This is a genomic window from Geodermatophilus telluris, from assembly GCF_900102745.1.
Classification (GTDB): Bacteria; Actinomycetota; Actinomycetes; order Mycobacteriales; family Geodermatophilaceae; genus Geodermatophilus; species Geodermatophilus telluris.
In genome coordinates this window covers 620,093-637,982 of the sequence record NZ_FMZF01000002.1, presented here as the reverse complement: position 1 = coordinate 637,982, position 17,890 = coordinate 620,093, and the positions used below count along the sequence as shown (strand labels likewise).

The window sequence follows — 17,890 nt, the reverse complement described above, 5'->3', positions numbered from 1 at the left end:
CCCCGGCCGGGCCCGCCTCATCGTGGAGGACCCCATGCCCGAAGCAGTCATCGTCGCGACCGCGCGCTCGCCCATCGGCCGCGCGTTCAAGGGGTCGCTCAAGGACTTCCGCCCCGACGACCTGGCCGCCACCATCGTCCGGGCCGCACTCGACAAGGTCCCGGCCCTGGACCCCGCGGACATCGACGACCTGATGCTGGGCTGCGGCCTGCCCGGCGGCGAGCAGGGCTACAACATGGGCCGCGTGGTCAGCGTGCTGCTCGGGATGGACCACCTGCCCGGCACCACGATCACCCGCTACTGCTCCTCGTCGCTGCAGACCACCCGCATGGCGATGCACGCCATCAAGGCCGGCGAGGGTGACGTGTTCGTCTCCGCCGGGGTGGAGATGGTGTCCCGGTTCGTCAAGGGCAACAGCGACTCGCTGCCCGACACCCAGAACCCGGCGTTCACCGACGCGCAGGCGCGGGTGGCCAAGGTCGCCGAGAGCGGCGCGGACTCCTGGACCGACCCGCGCGGGAACGGCGAGGTCCCCGACGTCTACATCGCGATGGGGCAGACCGCCGAGAACCTGGCGCTGCTCAAGGACGTCTCCCGCCAGGACATGGACGAGTTCGCCGTCCGCAGCCAGAACCTCGCCGAGAAGGCGATCGGCGAGGGCTTCTGGGCGCGGGAGATCACCCCGGTCACCACGCCCGACGGCACCGTCGTCAGCACGGACGACGGCCCGCGCGCGGGCACCACCCTCGAGGGCATCTCCGGCCTCAAGCCGGTGTTCCGCCCCGACGGCCGGGTGACCGCCGGCAACGCCTGCCCGCTCAACGACGGCGCTGCCGCCGTGGTGGTCATGAGCGACACCAAGGCCCGCCAGCTCGGCCTGACCCCGCTGGCGCGGATCGTGTCCACCGCGGTCACCGGCCTGTCGCCGGAGATCATGGGCTACGGCCCGGTCGACGCCTCGAAGCTCGCCCTGCAGCGGGCCGGCATGACCATCGACGACATCGACCTCGTCGAGATCAACGAGGCCTTCGCCGCGCAGGTGATCCCGAGCTACCGCGACCTGGGCATCGACATCGACAAGCTCAACGTGCACGGCGGCGCGATCGCCGTCGGCCACCCGTTCGGCATGACCGGCGCCCGCATCACCGGCACGCTGATCAACGGCCTGCAGACCCGGGACGCGACCTTCGGCCTGGAGACCATGTGCGTCGGTGGCGGCATGGGCATGGCGATGGTGCTCGAGCGCCTGTCCTGACGAAGGACCCCCTCGCCCCCCGCCATGGAAGGACCCCGTCCTCCTCACCCCTCGCACGCTCGGGGTGAGCCTCGGGACGGGGCCGGCGGCGGGACCCTGCGAGGGGGCCGTTCCAGTACGTCACCAACGGCCAGTGGCCCGGCCCCCGCGAGGGGACCGGGCCACTGTCGTGCGGGGCCCCGCCGCCGGGGCGGTGGGGCCGGTGCTCAGTTGTCCTGGAAGTAGGACAGCAGGCGCAGGATCTCCAGGTACAGCCAGACGACCGTGACGAGCAGGCCGAAGGCGATGTACCAGGCGAACTTGGCCGGGGCGCCGCGGCGGATGGCCTCGTCGGCCATGTCGAAGTCGAGCAGCAGCGAGAAGGCCGCCACACCGATCACGACCAGGCTGAACACGATGGCCAGCGGGCCGCCGTCACGCAGGCCCAGGCCGCCGGGGACGAAGAAGCCGACCACCAGGTTGACCAGCACCAGGGCCAGGACGCCGAACAGCGCGCCCACGACCCAGCGGGTCAGCTTCGGGGTGACCCGGATGGCGCCGGTCTTGTAGACCACCAGCATGCCGGCGAAGACACCGAAGGTGCCGATCACCGCCTGCGTCACGATGCCGGGGTAGACGTTGTTGAACGCCTCGCTGATGGCACCGAGGGCGACGCCGTAGAGCGCGCCGTAGGCGAGGGTGGCGGCCGGGTTGGCGATCTGCTTGAAGCTGATCACCAGGCCCAGGACGAAGGCCACCAGCACGGCGGGCAGCGCCAGGCCGAAGGCGAGCTCCTGCGGGAGCAGCGCCCAGGTGACGGCGGCCGACAGGACGGTCACCAGGAAGGACAGTCCGGTCTTCTGGACGACGTCGTCCATCGTCATGTAGCGGGTGGCCGGCGGGCTGAACGGCTGGCCGGCGGGGGCCGGGGCGCCGTAGCCCTGGGGCGCGCCGTAGCCCTGCGGGGCGCCGTACTGCTGGCCGTACTGCTGGCCGTAGCCGGGAGCGGCGTAGCCCTGCTGGCCGTACTGCTGGCCGTAGCCGGGAGCGCCGTAGCCCTGCTGGCCGTACTGCTGGCCACCGCCGGACGCGGCGTTGGCGAAGCCCCGGCCGAAGACCGGGTTGTGGCTGGGCATCGTCATCTCCTCGAGGTGACTTCGTCGGTCGGTGGGCTGCGTCCTCGCACCCCACTCGATCACTACAACGCAGCAGGTGGCCCCCGCGTTCCGCGCTCGGCGCAGCACCCCGACCGGGTGAGCGGACGCGCCGGGGGCGCGGCACCGTGCGGTGCCGCGCCCCCGGGTCGCCGTCGGGTCAGCCGGTCAGATGGCCTCACCGCCGTGGTCGTGCTCGTGGTCGTGGTCCGGGGACAGCCCGCCGCCACCGGCCATCTGCTGCGCGGTGACCCGCCACTGGCGGTCGGCCGGGTCCTCCTCGTAGGTGCCACCGGGCACCGGGGTGCCGGTCACGCCGTTCACGCGGGCCGTGTCGTAGGCCAGCGTGAGCACCGAGTAGGCGATGGCGTCGGAGTTCTGGTCCAGCGCTGTCCGGTTCACGTTGGCGATCGTGTCCCCGGCCTGGTGGTAGTTGCGGTCGTAGGCCACGCCGGCCTCACCGCCGTACAGCGGCACCTGATAGGGCTTCTTCTGCACCTCGGCGCCGGTGAACAAGCCACCGGAGGGGATGCCGGCGCGGATGAACGCCTGGTAGTCGCTGCGGCCGCTGAACTCGGTGCCCTCGTACCAGAGGCCCTGGGCCTCGTAGTAGTCCTCGAGGACGTACTCGATGTCCGCCGAGCCCTCCGGCACCGGCGTGCCAGCGGGAGCCGGGAACGTCGACTGGTCACCGTCGTAGATGAACCGGGCGAAGTTCGGGGACCCGACCATGTCGAAGTTCAGGTACAGGGCGATCCGGTCCTGCTCCGCCTGTGGCAGCGTGGCGACGTAGTTGTTGGACCCGAGCAGGCCGAGCTCCTCGGCGCCCCACCAGGCGAACCGGATGGTGTTGGTGGGCTTGACCTTGGCGATGTTCTCCGCGACCTCGAGGATCGCCGCGCTGCCGGAGCCGTTGTCGTTGATGCCGGGCCCGGCGAGCACGGAGTCGAGGTGGGCACCGGCCATGACGACGTTGTCGCTCGTCCGGCCGGCGAGCTCGGCGGTGACGTTCTGGGTCTTGCGGATCTCGCTGGTGGCATCGACGGTGAGGTCGACCGTGGTCCCCGGGGCGGCGAGGGCGGCCCCGAGGTCGGGGTCGACACCGATGACCGGGATGCGGGTCCCCGGGGCGCCCAGGGTGCCGTTGAGGACCCCGGGCACGTTGTTGGCCACGATCACCGCGGACGCCCCGGCGGTCTGGGCGTTGGCCGCCTTCTGCGCGAAGGGGCAGAAGCCACGCTGGACCAGGGCCACCTGGCCGGCGACGAAGCCGGTGAAGTCGGCGGCCTCGCAGCCGCTGTTCCCGGAGCCGAGGTCGACGGGGACGACGACGCCGTCGTCCACGACCCCACCGCCGGTGTAGGTCATCGGCTGGTACTGGGTGCCCACTGCATACGTCGTCGGCTGGGGCGCGACGCGGCTGAAGGAGCTGCTGCGCAGCTGGAAGAACGGGAAGTCGAACTCCTGGACGGTCGCGTCGTAGCCGGCGGCCTCGAGGCGCTGCTGGACGTAGGCGACCGAGGCCGTGTACCCCGGGGTCCCGGAGGCGCGGTTGCCGCCGTTGGCGTCCGCGATCCCCTGCAGCGCCGTCAGGTGCTCCAGGACGCCGTCGACCGTGACGCACTCGGTCAGCTTGGCGACGGTGTTGTTGTTGCGGGTCTCGCAGCCGCCGGGCGCGGCGCTCGCCGGCAGCGCGAGGACCACGCTGCCCGCCAGCGCCAGGGCGCCGGTGGCGCCGACCACGGTGACCCGTGACCGGCGCGCGGAATGGACCAGACTCATACGTACTCCCTCGGACGTCGAGCGTGAGCGATCGGTCACTCACTGGACGTCACCTTGTCAAACAGGTCACCGAGGACGTCAAGCCCTGTATTTCCTGCGGCCGATGGTGTAATAGGCCGGAAGAAGTCGTGAGGACGGCACAGGAGTGCCCCCGGTGGGGTTCGAACCCACACTGCGACCCTTTTAAGGGGCCTGCCTCTGCCGGTTGGGCCACGGGGGCGCACTGCCCGGGACCTCGCGGCCCCGGGGAGGTGGTCAGCCGGACTGGGCGCGGTCGGCCGCGGTGGGCGCGGGCAGCTGGCCGGTGGCGCCGCCGGCAGCCGCGGTGACGAACTCCCGGCGCGGGTCCTGCAGCTGGCCGAGGGCGATGACCTCGCGGCGGAACACCGAGGCCAGCGTCCAGTCGGCGACCACCCGCGCCTTGCGGTTGAACGTGGGCACGCGGCTGACGTGGTAGCTGCGGTGCATGAACCAGGCGGGCCAGCCCTTGAGCTTGACGCCGTAGACCTGCGCGACGCCCTTGTGCAGGCCGAGGCTGGCCACCGACCCGGCGTACTCGTGCCGGTAGGGCTGCGGCTCCCGGCCGTTCAGCACGGCGACGACGTTGTCGGCCAGCCGCTTGGCCTGCCGGACGGCGTGCTGGGCGTTGGGCGCGGTGGTCGCACCGGGAGAGTCCTTGGTCAGGTCGGGGACGGCGGCCAGGTCACCGGCCGACCAGGCGCCCTCGACCCCGCTCACCTGCAGCGTGGGCTCGCAGCGCAGCCGGCCGCGCTCGTCGAGGGGCAGGTCGGTCTCCCGGAGCAGCGGGTTGGGCTTGGTGCCCGCCGTCCACACCAGGGTGTCGCTGGCGAACTCGTCGCCGTCGCTGAGCCGCACGACGCCCTGGTCGGACACCGACTCCAGCCGGGTGTTGAGCCGCACGTCCATGCCGCGGGCGGTGAGCTGCTTGACCGTCCAGGCGGCCATGTCCAGGTCGACCTCGGGCAGGATCCGGCCCATCGCCTCGACCAGCACCCAGCGCATGTCGCCGGGCGAGAGCCGCGGGTAGTAGTGCTCGACGGCGTAGCGGGCCATGTCCTCGAGCTCGGCGAACGCCTCCACGCCCGCGTAGCCGCCGCCGACGAAGGTGAACGTGAGCGCCCGGCGGCGCACCTCGGGGTCGTCGGTGGAGCTGGCGGCGTCGAGCCGGTTGAGCACGTGGTTGCGCAGGTAGATGGCCTCGCCGACGGTCTTGAAGCCGATGCCGTGCTCGGCCAGGCCCGGGATGGGCAGCGTGCGCGCCACGGAGCCGGCCGCCATGACCAGGACGTCGTAGGACAGCTCGTAGGGCGCCCCCTCCGCCGGCACGATCCGCGCCTTCCGCTCGGCGTGCGACAGCGCGGCCACCGCGCCGGTCACCACCCGGCAGCGGTTCAGGGTGCGGCGCAGCGGCACCACCACGTGCCGCGGCTCCACCGAGCCGGCCGCCGCCTCGGGGAGGAACGGCTGGTAGGTCATGTGCGGCTGCGGGTCGACGACGACGATCTCCGCCCGGCCGCGGGACAGCTTCCGCTGCAGCCGCAGCGCGGTGTACAGGCCGACGTAGCCGCCGCCGACGACGAGGACCACCGGACGGGACGCGGGACCGGGACTGGTCATGCGCCCAGCCTAGGGGCGCGCGAGCTCCGTGGCCCGGGTCAGCACGGCGTCGAGCATCGGCTCGGTCAGCCGGCCGGTGAAGGTGTTCTGCTGGCTGACGTGGTAGCTGCCCAGCACGGTGAGCGGCCCGCGCGGCCCCTCGAGGGTCACCTCCACGCCGTGGCCGAACGCCGGCCGCGGCCGGGGCAGCGCGTGGCCCGCGGCGGCCAGCACCGGCCACAGCGCCGTCCAGCCGAACCCACCGAGGACGACGACCACCCGCAGCCGCGGCAGCAGCGCCAGCTCCCGGGCCAGCCACGGGTTGCAGGTGTCGCGCTCGGCCGGGGTGGGCGCGTTGTCCGGCGGCGCGCAGCGCACCGCGGCGGCCACCCGGACGTCGGTGAGCTCCAGGCCGTCACCGACGTGCGTGGACGTCGGCTGGCTGGCCAGCCCGGCCCGCCACAGCGCGGCGAAGATCCAGTCGCCGCTGCGGTCACCGGTGAACACCCGGCCGGTGCGGTTGCCGCCGTGCGCGGCCGGCGCCAGCCCGACCACCGCGATGCGGGCGTCGGCGGGGCCCAGGCCCGGCACCGGGCGGCCCCAGTAGTCCTCGTCGCGGAAGGAGGCCCGCTTGACCCGGGCGACCTCCTCGCGCCAGGCCACCAGCCGCGGGCAGGCGCGACAGCCGGAGACGCGGGCGTCGAGGGCGGCGAGGTCGCGGGCGCCGCGGGCCGAGCGGGCGACGCCGGCGGGGGTCCGCGTGACGGGGAAGCCCTGCGCGTCCGGTGCCACGGGCCCAGTGCACCAGACGGCCCGGGCCGCGCCGTCGGCGGGCGGACGGCATGATCACCCCATGGCCCGCATGGAGAAGGCGCCGCTGACCTGGAAGCTGCTGGGCACGGGGCTCGCCGTCCCGTCCGGCATCGCCGCCCGCAAGCTCACCGACGCGGCCTGGTACGCCGCCCGCGGCAGCAACCCGCCGAAGAACCCGGCGGCGCCCGGGGTGAGCTGGCCGGAGGCCCTGGCGTGGGCCGCGTTCTCCGGCGTCACCGTGGCGGCCGGTCGGCTGGTGGCCGCCCGCGGGGCGGCCGCGCTCTACCAGTCGCTGACCGGCAAGCTGCCCCCGGGCCTCAACGAGGGTCCCTGAGCCCGGCGCCCCGAGGGTTCAGCGCCCCCGGGCGAGACCGAGCGCGATGCCGTCGAGGATGTCGTGCTCGCTGACGACGACCTCGTCGAGCGAGAACGCGTCCATGAGCACCCGCAGCACCAGGGCGCCGGCGCCGATGACGTCGACCCGCCCCGGGTGCATGACCGGGTACGCGGCGCGCCGCTCGCGGGTGGCCGTCAGCAGCCCCGCGGTGACCGACCGGACGGCCCCCACCCCGATCCGCGAGCCGTGGATGGCCACCGGGTCGTAGGCCGGCAGCCGCAGCGCCAGCGCGGCCACGGTGGTCACCGAGCCGGCCACGCCGACCAGCGTGGCCGCCTCCGCCACGGGCACGGCGGCGGTGACCTCGGCCAGGGCCGCGCGGACGTCGGACTCGGCGCGCTGGATCTCGTCGGCGGAGGGCGGGTCGCCGTGCAGGTGCCGCTCGGTCAGCCGCACGCAGCCGACGTCGACCGAGCGGGCCGCCCGCACGCCACCGGCGTCGCCGAGCACGAACTCGGTCGAGCCGCCGCCGATGTCGACGACCAGGTACGGCGGGTGCGGCGGCGGGCCGCCGTGCGCGGCCGCCGCGGCGTCGAGGGAGGCGGTGGCGCCGAGGAAGGACAGCCGGGCCTCCTCGTCCCCCGGGACGACGTCCGGCGGCTGGCCGAGCGTCGCGGTCACCATCGCCTCGAAGTCGGCCCGGTTGGCCGCGTCGCGGGTGGCGCTGGTGGCGACCATCCGCACCGCGGTGGCCCCGAGCTCGCGGGCCTGCGCGGCGTACTCGGCGAGCACGACGCGGGTGCGCTCGATCGCCTCGGGCGCCAGCCGGCCGGTGGCGTCGACGCCCTGGCCCAGGCGCACCACCTCCATGCGGCGCAGCAGGTCGGTGTGCGCGCCCTCGGGCGGCACGTCGGCGACGAGCAGGCGGATGGAGTTGGTGCCGCAGTCGACGGCGGCGACCCGGGTCACGCCGGCTCCCCGTCGGGCAGCGCGCAGGGGCCGCCGGCCCACCACTGCCCCATCTCGGCCACCGCGCGGTCGCCCACCGGGTTCACGCCGGGGCCGGCGGCCAGCGCGTGGCCGGCCAGCGCGTGCAGGCACTTGACCCGGTCGGGCATGCCCCCGGCCGTCGCGCGGGTGGGCAGCTCGCCCAGGGCGTCGCGCTCGGCGAGGTAGGCCTCGTGCGCGGCGCGGTAGGCCGCGGCGAGGCCGGCGTCGGTGCCCAGGTCGTCCTGCCACTCGCGCATCCGGCCGGCCGACTCCAGCCGGCTGGCCGCCGCGGACGCGCGCGGGCAGGTGAGGTAGTACAGCGTCGGGAACGGGGTGCCGTCGTCCAGCCGCGGGGAGGTCTGCACCACGTCGGGCTGGCCGCACGGGCAGCGGTGCGCCACCGCCCGCACCGCGCGCGGCGGGCGGCCGAGCTGCCGGCCGACGGTCGCGCGCTCCTCGGGGGTGATCGGCTCGCGCACCCGCTCCCCCGGGGCGGTCACTCCCCCGCTCCGGCGTCGTCGGCCTCCGCGACCGACCCGAGCAGCTCCTCGTACCAGGGGCGGTCGGTGTCGGGGACCTCGGGCAGCGTGCCGGCGTCGCCCTGCGCGGCCTCGCCGTCGACGACGACCACCAGCCGGTCGCCGGGCAGCACGTAGGCCAGCCGCTCGCGGGCCTCGCGGGCGGCCCACGCCGGGTCGGCCTGGCGCTCCAGCTCGGCCTCGAGGTCGGCGATCCGCCGGTCGTGGGCGGTGCCCTCGGCGGCGAGCCGGGCCAGCTCCGCGCGACCCTCGAGCCACTGCCGGAAGGGCCCGGCCAGGGTCAGCGCCAGCAGCAGCACCAGTCCCACGAGCACGACGGCGCGGCCGGTGAACAGCGGCCGGCGGGCCGCCGCCGCACGCGAGGTCGGGCGGGGCGTGCGCGAGCGGCCCGGACGGGCTGCGGCGGGGCGGTTGCCCGCACCCGACCGCGTCCCGGCCGGCACCGGCCGGGACGCGGCGTGCGAGAGCGGCCGGCCGGTCGAGCGGCGCCGGGCGGTGCCCGCGCTCACCGGGTCAGGAGGTCCGCAGGCGCGGGAAGGCGGCCGCGCCCGCGTAGCGCGCGGCGTCGTCGAGCTCCTCCTCGATGCGCAGCAGCTGGTTGTACTTCGCCACCCGCTCGCTGCGCGCCGGGGCGCCGGTCTTGATCTGCCCGCAGTCGGTGGCCACGGCGAGGTCGGCGATCGTGGTGTCCTCGGTCTCGCCGGAGCGGTGGCTCATCATGCAGCGGTAGCCGCTGCGGTGGGCCAGGGCCACCGCGTCGAGGGTCTCGGTGAGCGTGCCGATCTGGTTGACCTTGACCAGCAGCGCGTTCGCCGCGCCCCGCTCGATGCCGTCGCCGAGCCGGGCCGGGTTGGTGACGAACAGGTCGTCGCCGACGAGCTGCACGCGCTCCCCGAGGGCCCGGGTGAGCGACACCCAGCCGTCCCAGTCCTCCTCCGACAGCGGGTCCTCGATGGACACGATCGGGTAGGCGTCGACCAGGCCGGTGTAGTACTCCGCCATCTCGTCGGCCGAGAGCTGCTTGCCCTCGAAGGCGTAGCGGCCGTCGGAGTGGAACTCGGTGGCGGCCACGTCGAGGGCGAACACGACGTCGGTGCCCACCGAGTAGCCGGCCTGCTCGACGGCGCGGGCGATGAGGTCCAGGGCCGCCCGGTTGCTCGACAGGTCCGGCGCGAAGCCGCCCTCGTCGCCCAGGCCGGTGGACAGGCCGTCCTTCTTCAGCACCGACTTCAGCGCGTGGTAGCACTCGGCGCCGGTGGCCAGCGCCTCCGCGAAGGTCGCCGCGCCGATCGGCGCGATCATGAACTCCTGGACGTCGACGTTGCTGTCGGCGTGGGCGCCGCCGTTGAGGATGTTCATCATCGGCACCGGCAGCAGGTGCGCCGACGGCCCGCCCACGTAGCGGAACAGCGGCAGGCCGGTGGACTCGGCGGCGGCGCGGGCGACGGCGAGGCTCACCCCGAGCAGCGCGTTGGCGCCCAGGCGGGACTTGTCGGGCGTGCCGTCGAGGTCGAGCAGGCGCTGGTCGACCAGCCGCTGCTCGGTGGCCTCGTAGCCGACCAGCTCGGGGCCGATGACGTCGAGGACGCCGTCGACGGCCTTGGTCACGCCCTTGCCGCCGTAGCGCTCACCGCCGTCGCGCAGCTCCACCGCCTCGAAGGCGCCGGTGGAGGCGCCGCTGGGGACCGCCGCCCGGGCGATCGTCCCGTCGTCGAGGGCGACCTCGACCTCCACGGTGGGGTTCCCGCGCGAGTCCAGGATCTCCCGCGCGCCTACGGCATCGATGCTCGGCACGGGGGCAGCGTAGCGAGGCGGGCCGGGCTGCTCGCGCGACGCGGCGCGGGGCCGGAACTCCTGTAACGGAGCGGTCACGCAGCGGCCCCGGCGGAACCGCATCGGCGGTAACCTCCTGCCAGCGGACGCCTCCCCACGTCCGCGCCGTCGGAGGACCCGATGACCGAGCGCCAGCAGCAGCGACCCCCCGGGCACGGCGCCGGAGCCGCGCCCCCGGCACCCCCCGCGGACCCCGACGCCGAGGCGGGCCCGACCGTCCTCGGCTTCCCCCCGGACACCGCCGGGGACGGCGAGGCCGCGGACGTGGAGCCGGTCGCGGACGGCCCGGAGGTCGCGGGCGTGGCGGCGAGCCCCGACCGGCTGGTCTACGTGCGGCACCCCGACCTCCTCGGCGGCGCCCTCCTGCTGCTGGCCGGCCTCGCCGACGCGGCGGCCCTGTGGCTGCCGTGGGAGCGGCACGGGCTGGCCACCGGGCTGTCCCTGGTGGCGGACGCCGTCGACGCGGCCTGGGAGGGCGTCGCCGAGCTCGGGCGCACCGGCCTGTGGCAGCCGGCGGTGGTCGCGGCCGGCGGTGCCGTGCTCGGCGTCCTCGGGCTCCTGCTGCTCCGTCCCGCCCGCGGGCACCGGGTGTCGGGGGTGCTGGCGCTGGCGGTGGCGCTCGCCGTGGCCGCCGCCGTCGTCACCCGGCTGGCGGACGCCGGCTGGGACACCCGCGCCCTCGGGCCGGGCACCTGGTGCGCCGTCGCCGTCGCCGGACTCGGCCTGCTCGGCGCGCTGAAGGCGATGCTCACCGCGCCGCGGGTCACCACCGCGCCCGCCGAGCGGCTGCTCGTCAGCTGAGGCCGTCGGGCGCGGCCGCGCCGGCGGCCGCGTCGAGCTCCCCGGCGTAGCGGCGCACCGCCTCCCGCAGCGCGTCCTCGACGTCCCACCCGCGCCGCTCGGCCGCGGCGACCACCGCCAGCAGCCGCTCCCCCAGCTCCTCCGGCGCGGCCGAGCGCAGGTCGGCCGGCTCCGGCGTCGGGAGGCCGGCCCGGGCGGCCCGGCGCACCAGCGCCGCGCCCCAGGACGCGGCCGGCTGCGAGCGGGAGACCCCCTCGGTGGGCGAGCGCCGCTGCTTCTCCGCCTTCTTGATCTCCTCCCAGCCGGCCTCCACCGCGGCCAGGTCGCGCGGGCCCGCGTCGCCGAAGACGTGCGGGTGCCGGCGGACCAGCTTGTCCACCAGGTCGCCGGCCACGTCGTCGACGTCGAACCGGCGCCCCGGTCCGGCCTCGGCGGCCACCCGCGCGTGGAAGACCACCTGCAGGAGCACGTCCCCGAGCTCCTCCCGCATCGCGACCGGGTCGTCGTCGACGATCGCGTCGTAGGCCTCGTGCGCCTCCTCGAGCAGGTAGCCGCGCAGCGAGGCGTGCGTCTGCTCGGCGTCCCACGGGCAGCCGCCGGGCGAGCGCAGCCGGTCCATGACCGCGACGACGTCGAGCAGCCGCGCCCCGGCGGGCACCGGGGAGCCGACCACGTCCCCCGCGTCGACCTCGGTGCCGGCGGCGACCAGGGCCACGACGCTGTCGGGGCGGGCGGCGGCGGCCGCGGCGTCGGGGACGTCGTCGACCGCCCACCCCTCGGCGCGCAGCGCGTCGGCGGTGGCGGCGGCACCCGGCAGCGCGACGACCGGGCGGCCACCGGCCAGGGCCTGCCAGGCGGCGGGGCCGAGCAGGCCGGGGAGGGCGGGGTGGACGACGACGGCGAGCGCGACGGGCACCCGGCCAGTCTCCGGGACCGCCGGCTCAGCCGCCCGAGCCGGTGGTGCCGGTGCCCGGGTCCGCGGCGTCGTCGAGCAGGTCCACCACCCCGCCGTCGGCCGGCCGGACCACGTCGTCCTCCAGCGCGCCGTAGCGCGGGTTCACGGTGACGTCGAGGTCGGCGCGCACCTCGTCGACCAGCGCCGCCCCGGCCTCCTCGGCGCCGGTGGCGGCCTCGTCCTCCAGCTGGCCGCGCACCTCCTCGAAGGCGGGGGTGGCGCGCTGGCCGACGTAGACCACGACCACGCCGGTCACCTGCGGCACGGTCACGGCGAACGCGGTGCCCGGCGCGGCCGTCGTCACCCCGTCGGCGAGGGGCGCGGGGACGTCGGCGAGCGCCACCGGCTGCACCGCGGGCAGCGTGTTCTGCCCGGGGAAGCGCGCGGCGACCGCCGGGTAGGCGGCGGGGTCGGCGGTCAGCTCCGCGACGACGCCGTCGGCGGTGAGCTGGTCGGGGACGACGAGGTAGCCGAGCTCCACCTGCTCGAGGCCGCCGCGCACCTCCTCGTAGCGGGCGCGCAGCGCGGCCTCGTCCAGCGGCTCGGCCTCCCCCGCGGCCTCGGCCAGCTCCCGGCGCAGCAGCTGCTGGCGGGCGCTCTCCAGCACGTCGTCGCGGGAGAAGCCCTGGCTCGCCGCCTGCGCGAACAGCGCCTCGGCGTCCTGCCCGGCCAGCGACCGGTCGACGAAGCCGGACACGTCGGCGTCGGTGACCGCCACGTCGTAGCGCTGCGCCGCGGCCGCGTAGACCTCCTCGCGCAGGAGGAGGGTGAGCACCTGGCGGCTGAAGTCGCCCCCCGCGCCGCCCACGGCCTCCGCGATCGCCGGGTCGGCCAGCCGCTCGTCGACGGCGGCCTGCAGCTCCTCGGCGGTCACCTGCTCGTCGCCGACGTAGGCGGCGACCGACGGCGAGGTGCGGCAGCCGGTCAGGGACACGGCGGCGAGGAGGCCGAGGAGGACGGCGAGGGGACGACGCAGACGCACCCGGGCAGGCTCCCACACGACCCTGGGACACCCGGCTCAGGACGCGGCGGCCACCGGCTGCTCGACGACCGCCGTCAGCAGCGAGTGCAGGTTCTCCAGCAGCGCGACGTCGCGCAGCGGGGTGCGCCGGTCGGGGCCGACGGGCACCTTGAGCGAGATCGTCTGCACGGCCGACTTGTAGGTGGCGCCGTCGGCGAGGCGGGCCAGCCGCATCTGCTGCGACTCGCGCAGCGGCACCGGCCCGACCCGGATCGACCGGCCCTGCAGCGACACCTCGGTGACGCCGAGCCGGCGCACGGCGGCGCGGAAGCGGGCCACGGCCAGCAGGTTGAGCACCGGGGCCGGCGGGGCGCCGTAGCGGTCGGTGAGCTCGTCGAGCACGGCCTGGGCCTGCTCGTCGTCCTGCACCGCGGCGACCTTGCGGTAGGCCTCCATGCGCAGCCGCTCGCCGGGGACGTAGTCGTGCGGCAGGTGCGCGTCGACCGGCAGGTCCACCCGCACGTCGGCGGGCTCCGCGGGCGCCTCCTCGCCGGTGAGCGAGGCGCGGTAGTCGGTGACCGCCTCGCCGACCAGCCGCACGTAGAGGTCGAAGCCGACCCCGGCGATGTGCCCGGACTGCTCGCCGCCGAGCAGGTTGCCCGCGCCGCGGATCTCGAGGTCCTTCATCGCCACGGCCATGCCGGCACCGAGGTCGGTCTTGTGCGCGATGGTGGTCAGCCGGTCGACCGAGGTCTCGGTGAGGGGCCGGCTCGGGTCGTAGGTGAAGTAGGCGTAGGCGCGCTCGCGGCCGCGGCCCACCCGGCCGCGGATCTGGTGCAGCTGCGAGAGGCCGAAGGTGTCGGCGCGGTCGACGATCAGGGTGTTGGCGTTGGGGATGTCCAGGCCGGACTCGACGATCGTCGTCGCGACCAGGACGTCGTACTCCTTCTCCCAGAAGCCGACCATGATCTTCTCGAGCTCGTGCTCCTTCATCTGCCCGTGGCCGACGGCGACACGGGCCTCGGGCACCAGCCGGCGGATCTTGGCCGCGGCCTTGTCGATCGACTGCACCCGGTTGTGGATGACGAAGACCTGCCCGTCGCGCAGCAGCTCGCGGCGGATCGCGGCGGCCATCTGCTTGTCGTCCCAGGCACCGACGTAGGTCAGCACCGGGTGCCGCTCCTCGGGCGGGGTGAGGATCGTCGACATCTCGCGGATGCCGGTCAGGCTCATCTCCAGCGTGCGCGGGATCGGGGTGGCCGACATCGACAGCACGTCGACCGCCGTCCGCATGGTCTTCAGGTACTCCTTGTGCTCGACGCCGAAGCGCTGCTCCTCGTCGACGATGACCAGGCCGAGGTCCTTGAACCGGGTGGTCGGCTGCAGCAGCCGGTGGGTGCCGACCAGCACGTCGACCTCGCCGGCGGCGAGCCTGCGCAGCGTCTCGGCGCTCTCGGCGTCGGACTGGAAGCGGGAGAGCACGGCCACCGTCACCGGGAACTGGGCGAACCGCTCGGCGAAGGTCTTGAAGTGCTGGTTGGCCAGCAGCGTCGTCGGCACCAGGACGGCGACCTGCTTGCCGTCCTGCACCGCCTTGAACGCGGCGCGGACGGCGATCTCGGTCTTGCCGTAGCCGACGTCGCCGCAGATGACCCGGTCCATCGGGACCGGGTTCATCATGTCCGCCTTGACCTCCTCGATCGCGCCGAGCTGGTCGGGGGTCTCCTGGTAGGGGAAGGCGTCCTCGAGCTCGCGCTGCCAGACCGTGTCGGGGCCGAACGCGTGCCCCTTCGTGGCCATCCGCGCGGAGTACAGCCGGATGAGCTCGGCGGCGATCTGCTTGACCGCCTTGCGCGCCTGGCCCTTGGTCTTCGCCCAGTCCGAGCCGCCGAGCTTGGACAGCGCCGGCTGTTCCCCGCCGACGTAGCGGGTGAGCTGGTCGAGGGCGTCGGTGGGCACGAACAGCCGGTCCGGCGGCTGGTTCCGCTTGGAGGGCGCGTACTCGACGATCAGGTAGTCGCGCTGCCCGCCGTGCACCGTGCGGCTGACCATCTCCACGTAGCGGCCGATGCCGTGCTGCTCGTGGACGACGAGGTCGCCGGGCTGCAGCTGCACCAGGTCGACGGCGTTGCGGCTGCGGGCCGGCAGCTTCTGCGCGTCGCGCATGGTGGCGCCGCGCTGACCGGTGAGGTCGTGCTCGGTGACCAGCGCCAGCCCGGTGCCGGGGAAGGCGAAGCCGGACTCCAGGTTGCCCTGGGTGATCGAGGTCAGCCCCGTCTCGGGCGCCGCCTCCACCCCGGGCACCAGCCGCACGCCGAGGTCGGCGCCGGTGAACTGGTCCGCGGCGCGCTGGGCCGGGCCGGGGCCGGCGAAGGTCACCACGACCCGCCAGCCGTCACGGGTCCAGCCGCGCAGCGCCTCGACCGCGCGGTCGAGGTCGCCGGAGAACCGCTCGACGGGCACGGCGTCCAGCGCCACCGACCCCTCGTCGTCCGGTGCCAGGGTGAACGCGCCGGTGGTCCACCAAGGCAGCCCGCGGCCGCGGGCGGCGGCCTCGACGTCGGCGAGGTCGCGGAACGAGGACGCGCCCAGGTCCAGCGGCGCCTCCCCCGCCTCCGCGGCGGTGGCCCAGGAGGCGGCGAGGAACTCCTCGGCGGTGCGCACCAGGTCGGCGGCCCGGCTGCGGACCCGCTCGGGGTCGGCGACCAGCACGTGGGTGCCGGCCGGCAGCAGGTCGGTGAGCAGCTGCAGGTCGCCCTCCACCAGCGCCGGGGTCAGCGACTCCATGCCCTCGACGGCGATGCCCTCGGCCAGCTTGCCGAGCACCTCGAGCAGCCCGGGGTGCTCGACGGCGAGCGCAGCGGCCCGCTCCCGCACCCGGTCGGTGAGCAGCAGCTCGCGGCACGGCGGGGCCCACAGCCGCTCGGGCCGCTCGTCGAGGGAGCGCTGGTCGGCCGCGGAGAAGTAGCGCAGCTCGTCGACCTCGTCGCCCCAGAACTCCACCCGGACCGGGTGCGGCTCGGTGGGCGGGAAGACGTCGAGCAGGCCACCGCGGACGGCGAACTCACCGCGCTTCTCCACCAGCTCGACGCGGGTGTATGCGGCGTCGGCCAGGGCGCGGGCGACGTCGTCGAGCTCGGCGGTGTCCCCGGGCCGCAGCTCGACCGGCACCAGGTCGCCCAGGCCCGGAGCCAGCGGCTGCAGCACGCTGCGGACCGGCGCCACCAGGACGTCGATGCCGCCGTCCTCGCCGGGGTGCGTGAGGTCGCGCAACACGGCCAGCCGGCGGCCCACCGTGTCCGCGCGCGGGGACAGCCGCTCGTGCGGCAGCGTCTCCCACGCCGGGAAGGTCTCCACCCGGCGGCCGGGCAGGAAGCAGCGCAGCAGGTCGGCGGCGACGTCGGCGTCGCGCTCGCCGGCGGTGACCAGCAGGACGGGCACGCCCGCGCCCGGGGCCTCGGCGGCCAGCGCGGCGGCCACCAGCGGCTGCACCGGTGGCGGCGCGGGGACGGCGAGCTCGGCGGACCCGGCGGCGGCCACCACGCGGGCCACGCCGGGATCGGTGAGGACGACGTCGAGCACGCCGCGCAGGGTCACGGGACCGTCTCCTGAGGCCGGGGGCCACACACGTCGCGCCGGGTGCACGGGGGGCCGGTCCTCCAGGCTAGTCCGCGGCGCCGACACCCGCCCGGCCGCGAGACCACCGTCACCCCGCGTGGGCCATCGCCCGCAGCCCCTCCCCGACCGTGTGGTCCTCCTCGCCGATCTCACTCCTTGGGGTAGTCGTGCGGTGACAGGGCGCTGAACGGCTCGCAACCTCCTTCCGACGGCTTCGGGACAACGGGGGGTTGCGTGAGCGAGGAGCTGCACGTCGTGCACGTCGGGCCCGACGCGGGGACCGCGGGCGGGATGGCGACGGTGATCACCCTGCTCACCCGCTCGCCCGACCCCGGGGTGCGGGCCACCACGGCCGCCACCTGGACGCCGTCCTCCCGGGACCACGGGCTCACCGCCACGCTGGGCGTGCTCGCCCGGCTGCTCCGCTCGCGGGACCGGCGGCCCGACTGGGTGCACGCCCACCTCAGCGAGGGCGGGTCGTTCGTCCGCGAGGGCGCGGTACTGCTCGTCGCCCGCGCCCTGGGCATCCGGACGGCGGCCACACTGCACGGCGCCCGCTTCGGCGAGTTCTCCGAGCGGCACCCGCGGCTGGTGCGGCGGGTCCTGGACGCCTGCCGTCTGGTGTTCCCGCTCGGGCCCCACGCGGGCGCCCGCGTCGCCGCGCTGTGCCCGGACACCCCGGTGCGGCCGGTGCTCAACCCGGTCGACCTCGACGAGCTGCGCACCGCGCCGGCCCCGCCGCACACCGCCGACGTCGTCTTCGGCGGCGTGGTCGGGCACCGCAAGGGCGTCGACCGGCTCGTCGCCGCCTGGCCGGAGGTGCGCCGCCGCCACCCGCGGGCGACCTGCCTGCTGTGCGGGCCCCCCGGGGACCTCCCCGTGACCGACCTGCCGGAGGGGATGTCCTACGCCGGCGCGCTCAGCCGCGCCGAGCTGCTCGGCGTCCTCCGCTCCGCGCGCGTGGCCTGCCTGCCCTCGCGCGACGAGGCGCTGCCGATGTTCGTCCTGGAGAGCCTGGCCCTCGGGGTCCCCGTGGTCACCACCCCCGTCGGGGAGATCGACCAGCTCGGCGAGGAGCAGGGCGTCGCCCTCGTCGACGGGGACCCGGCCGGGCTCGCCGCCCGGCTCGGCGACCTGCTCGCCGACCCGCTGACCTGCGCCGCCTGGGGCGCGCGCGGCCTGGCCTGGGCGCAGGAGCACTGCAGCGTCGAGGCCGTGAGCCGGGCGCTGGCCACCTCCTACCGGGCGGCCTGAGG

At 75.5% G+C, this 17,890-nt stretch carries 15 protein-coding genes and 1 tRNA gene; 4 read left to right on the top strand and 12 right to left on the bottom strand.

Going from position 1 to position 17,890, the window contains the following annotated elements; translation table 11 throughout:
- Positions 1-34: 34 nt before the first annotated feature.
- On the top strand, positions 35-1,255 hold the full coding sequence (locus BLQ97_RS08265; protein ID WP_091365030.1) for an acetyl-CoA C-acetyltransferase: 1,221 nt from the start codon (positions 35-37) through the stop codon (positions 1,253-1,255).
- A gap of 206 nt (positions 1,256-1,461) precedes the next feature.
- Here BLQ97_RS08265 and BLQ97_RS08260 read toward each other — a convergent pair whose 3' ends face one another.
- The 5 genes from BLQ97_RS08260 to BLQ97_RS08240 form a co-directional block, all read right to left on the bottom strand.
- Positions 1,462-2,370, bottom strand: a complete 909-nt coding sequence (locus BLQ97_RS08260; RefSeq protein ID WP_091365777.1) for a Bax inhibitor-1/YccA family protein — start codon at positions 2,368-2,370, stop codon at positions 1,462-1,464.
- Between the two features lie 186 nt (positions 2,371-2,556).
- Complete coding sequence (locus BLQ97_RS08255) at positions 2,557-4,170, bottom strand: M28 family metallopeptidase (protein WP_091365028.1); 1,614 nt, start codon at positions 4,168-4,170, stop codon at positions 2,557-2,559.
- A gap of 146 nt (positions 4,171-4,316) precedes the next feature.
- Positions 4,317-4,390: transfer RNA gene (locus tag BLQ97_RS08250), tRNA-Leu, on the bottom strand.
- A 35-nt stretch (positions 4,391-4,425) separates the two neighbouring features.
- Positions 4,426-5,808 carry an NAD(P)/FAD-dependent oxidoreductase gene (locus BLQ97_RS08245; RefSeq protein ID WP_091365027.1) on the bottom strand — a complete coding sequence of 461 codons (1,383 nt, stop codon included), beginning with the start codon at positions 5,806-5,808 and terminating at the stop codon, positions 4,426-4,428.
- Between the two features lie 9 nt (positions 5,809-5,817).
- Positions 5,818-6,579: a uracil-DNA glycosylase gene (locus BLQ97_RS08240; protein ID WP_091365026.1), complete on the bottom strand. Its 762-nt coding sequence runs from the start codon at positions 6,577-6,579 to the stop codon at positions 5,818-5,820.
- A 61-nt stretch (positions 6,580-6,640) separates the two neighbouring features.
- On the opposite strand from BLQ97_RS08240, the gene BLQ97_RS08235 reads away from it, so the two are divergent.
- Positions 6,641-6,934 (top strand): DUF4235 domain-containing protein, encoded by a 294-nt coding sequence (locus BLQ97_RS08235; RefSeq protein ID WP_091365024.1) that lies wholly within the window; start codon positions 6,641-6,643, stop codon positions 6,932-6,934.
- Positions 6,935-6,952: 18 nt separating this feature from the next.
- On the opposite strand, the gene BLQ97_RS08230 is transcribed toward BLQ97_RS08235, so the two are convergent.
- From BLQ97_RS08230 to eno, 4 genes are read right to left on the bottom strand one after another with little or no spacing between them, the layout of a single operon-like run.
- Positions 6,953-7,906: a Ppx/GppA phosphatase family protein gene (locus BLQ97_RS08230; RefSeq protein ID WP_091365023.1), complete on the bottom strand. Its 954-nt coding sequence runs from the start codon at positions 7,904-7,906 to the stop codon at positions 6,953-6,955.
- Positions 7,903-8,427 carry a DUF501 domain-containing protein gene (locus BLQ97_RS08225; protein WP_245691970.1) on the bottom strand — a complete coding sequence of 175 codons (525 nt, stop codon included), beginning with the start codon at positions 8,425-8,427 and terminating at the stop codon, positions 7,903-7,905. Before BLQ97_RS08225 ends, BLQ97_RS08230 begins: the two co-directional genes overlap by 4 nt.
- On the bottom strand, positions 8,424-8,975 hold the full coding sequence (locus tag BLQ97_RS08220; protein WP_091365022.1) for an FtsB family cell division protein: 552 nt from the start codon (positions 8,973-8,975) through the stop codon (positions 8,424-8,426). Before BLQ97_RS08220 ends, BLQ97_RS08225 begins: the two co-directional genes overlap by 4 nt.
- 4 nt (positions 8,976-8,979) lie before the next feature.
- A complete protein-coding gene (eno, locus tag BLQ97_RS08215; RefSeq protein ID WP_091365020.1) occupies positions 8,980-10,260 on the bottom strand; it encodes a phosphopyruvate hydratase in 1,281 nt (426 codons plus the stop codon).
- 159 nt (positions 10,261-10,419) lie between these two features.
- On the opposite strand from eno, the gene BLQ97_RS08210 reads away from it, so the two are divergent.
- On the top strand, positions 10,420-11,100 hold the full coding sequence (locus BLQ97_RS08210; protein WP_245691968.1) for a hypothetical protein: 681 nt from the start codon (positions 10,420-10,422) through the stop codon (positions 11,098-11,100).
- On the opposite strand, the gene BLQ97_RS08205 is transcribed toward BLQ97_RS08210, so the two are convergent.
- The 3 genes from BLQ97_RS08205 to mfd are packed head-to-tail and all read right to left on the bottom strand — an operon-like array spanning position 11,093 to position 16,613.
- Positions 11,093-12,016, bottom strand: coding sequence for a nucleoside triphosphate pyrophosphohydrolase (locus BLQ97_RS08205; RefSeq protein ID WP_091365019.1), 924 nt, complete (start codon positions 12,014-12,016; stop codon positions 11,093-11,095). The two genes, BLQ97_RS08210 and BLQ97_RS08205, sit on opposite strands and share 8 nt — an antisense overlap.
- Positions 12,017-12,041: 25 nt before the next feature.
- Complete coding sequence (locus BLQ97_RS08200; protein ID WP_175471642.1) at positions 12,042-13,037, bottom strand: SurA N-terminal domain-containing protein; 996 nt, start codon at positions 13,035-13,037, stop codon at positions 12,042-12,044.
- 36 nt (positions 13,038-13,073) lie between these two features.
- Positions 13,074-16,613, bottom strand: a complete 3,540-nt coding sequence (gene mfd / locus BLQ97_RS08195) for a transcription-repair coupling factor (RefSeq protein WP_091365016.1) — start codon at positions 16,611-16,613, stop codon at positions 13,074-13,076.
- 255 nt (positions 16,614-16,868) lie between these two features.
- On the opposite strand from mfd, the gene BLQ97_RS08190 reads away from it, so the two are divergent.
- Positions 16,869-17,888, top strand: a complete 1,020-nt coding sequence (locus BLQ97_RS08190) for a glycosyltransferase family 4 protein (RefSeq protein ID WP_091365014.1) — start codon at positions 16,869-16,871, stop codon at positions 17,886-17,888.
- Positions 17,889-17,890 lie beyond the last annotated feature (2 nt).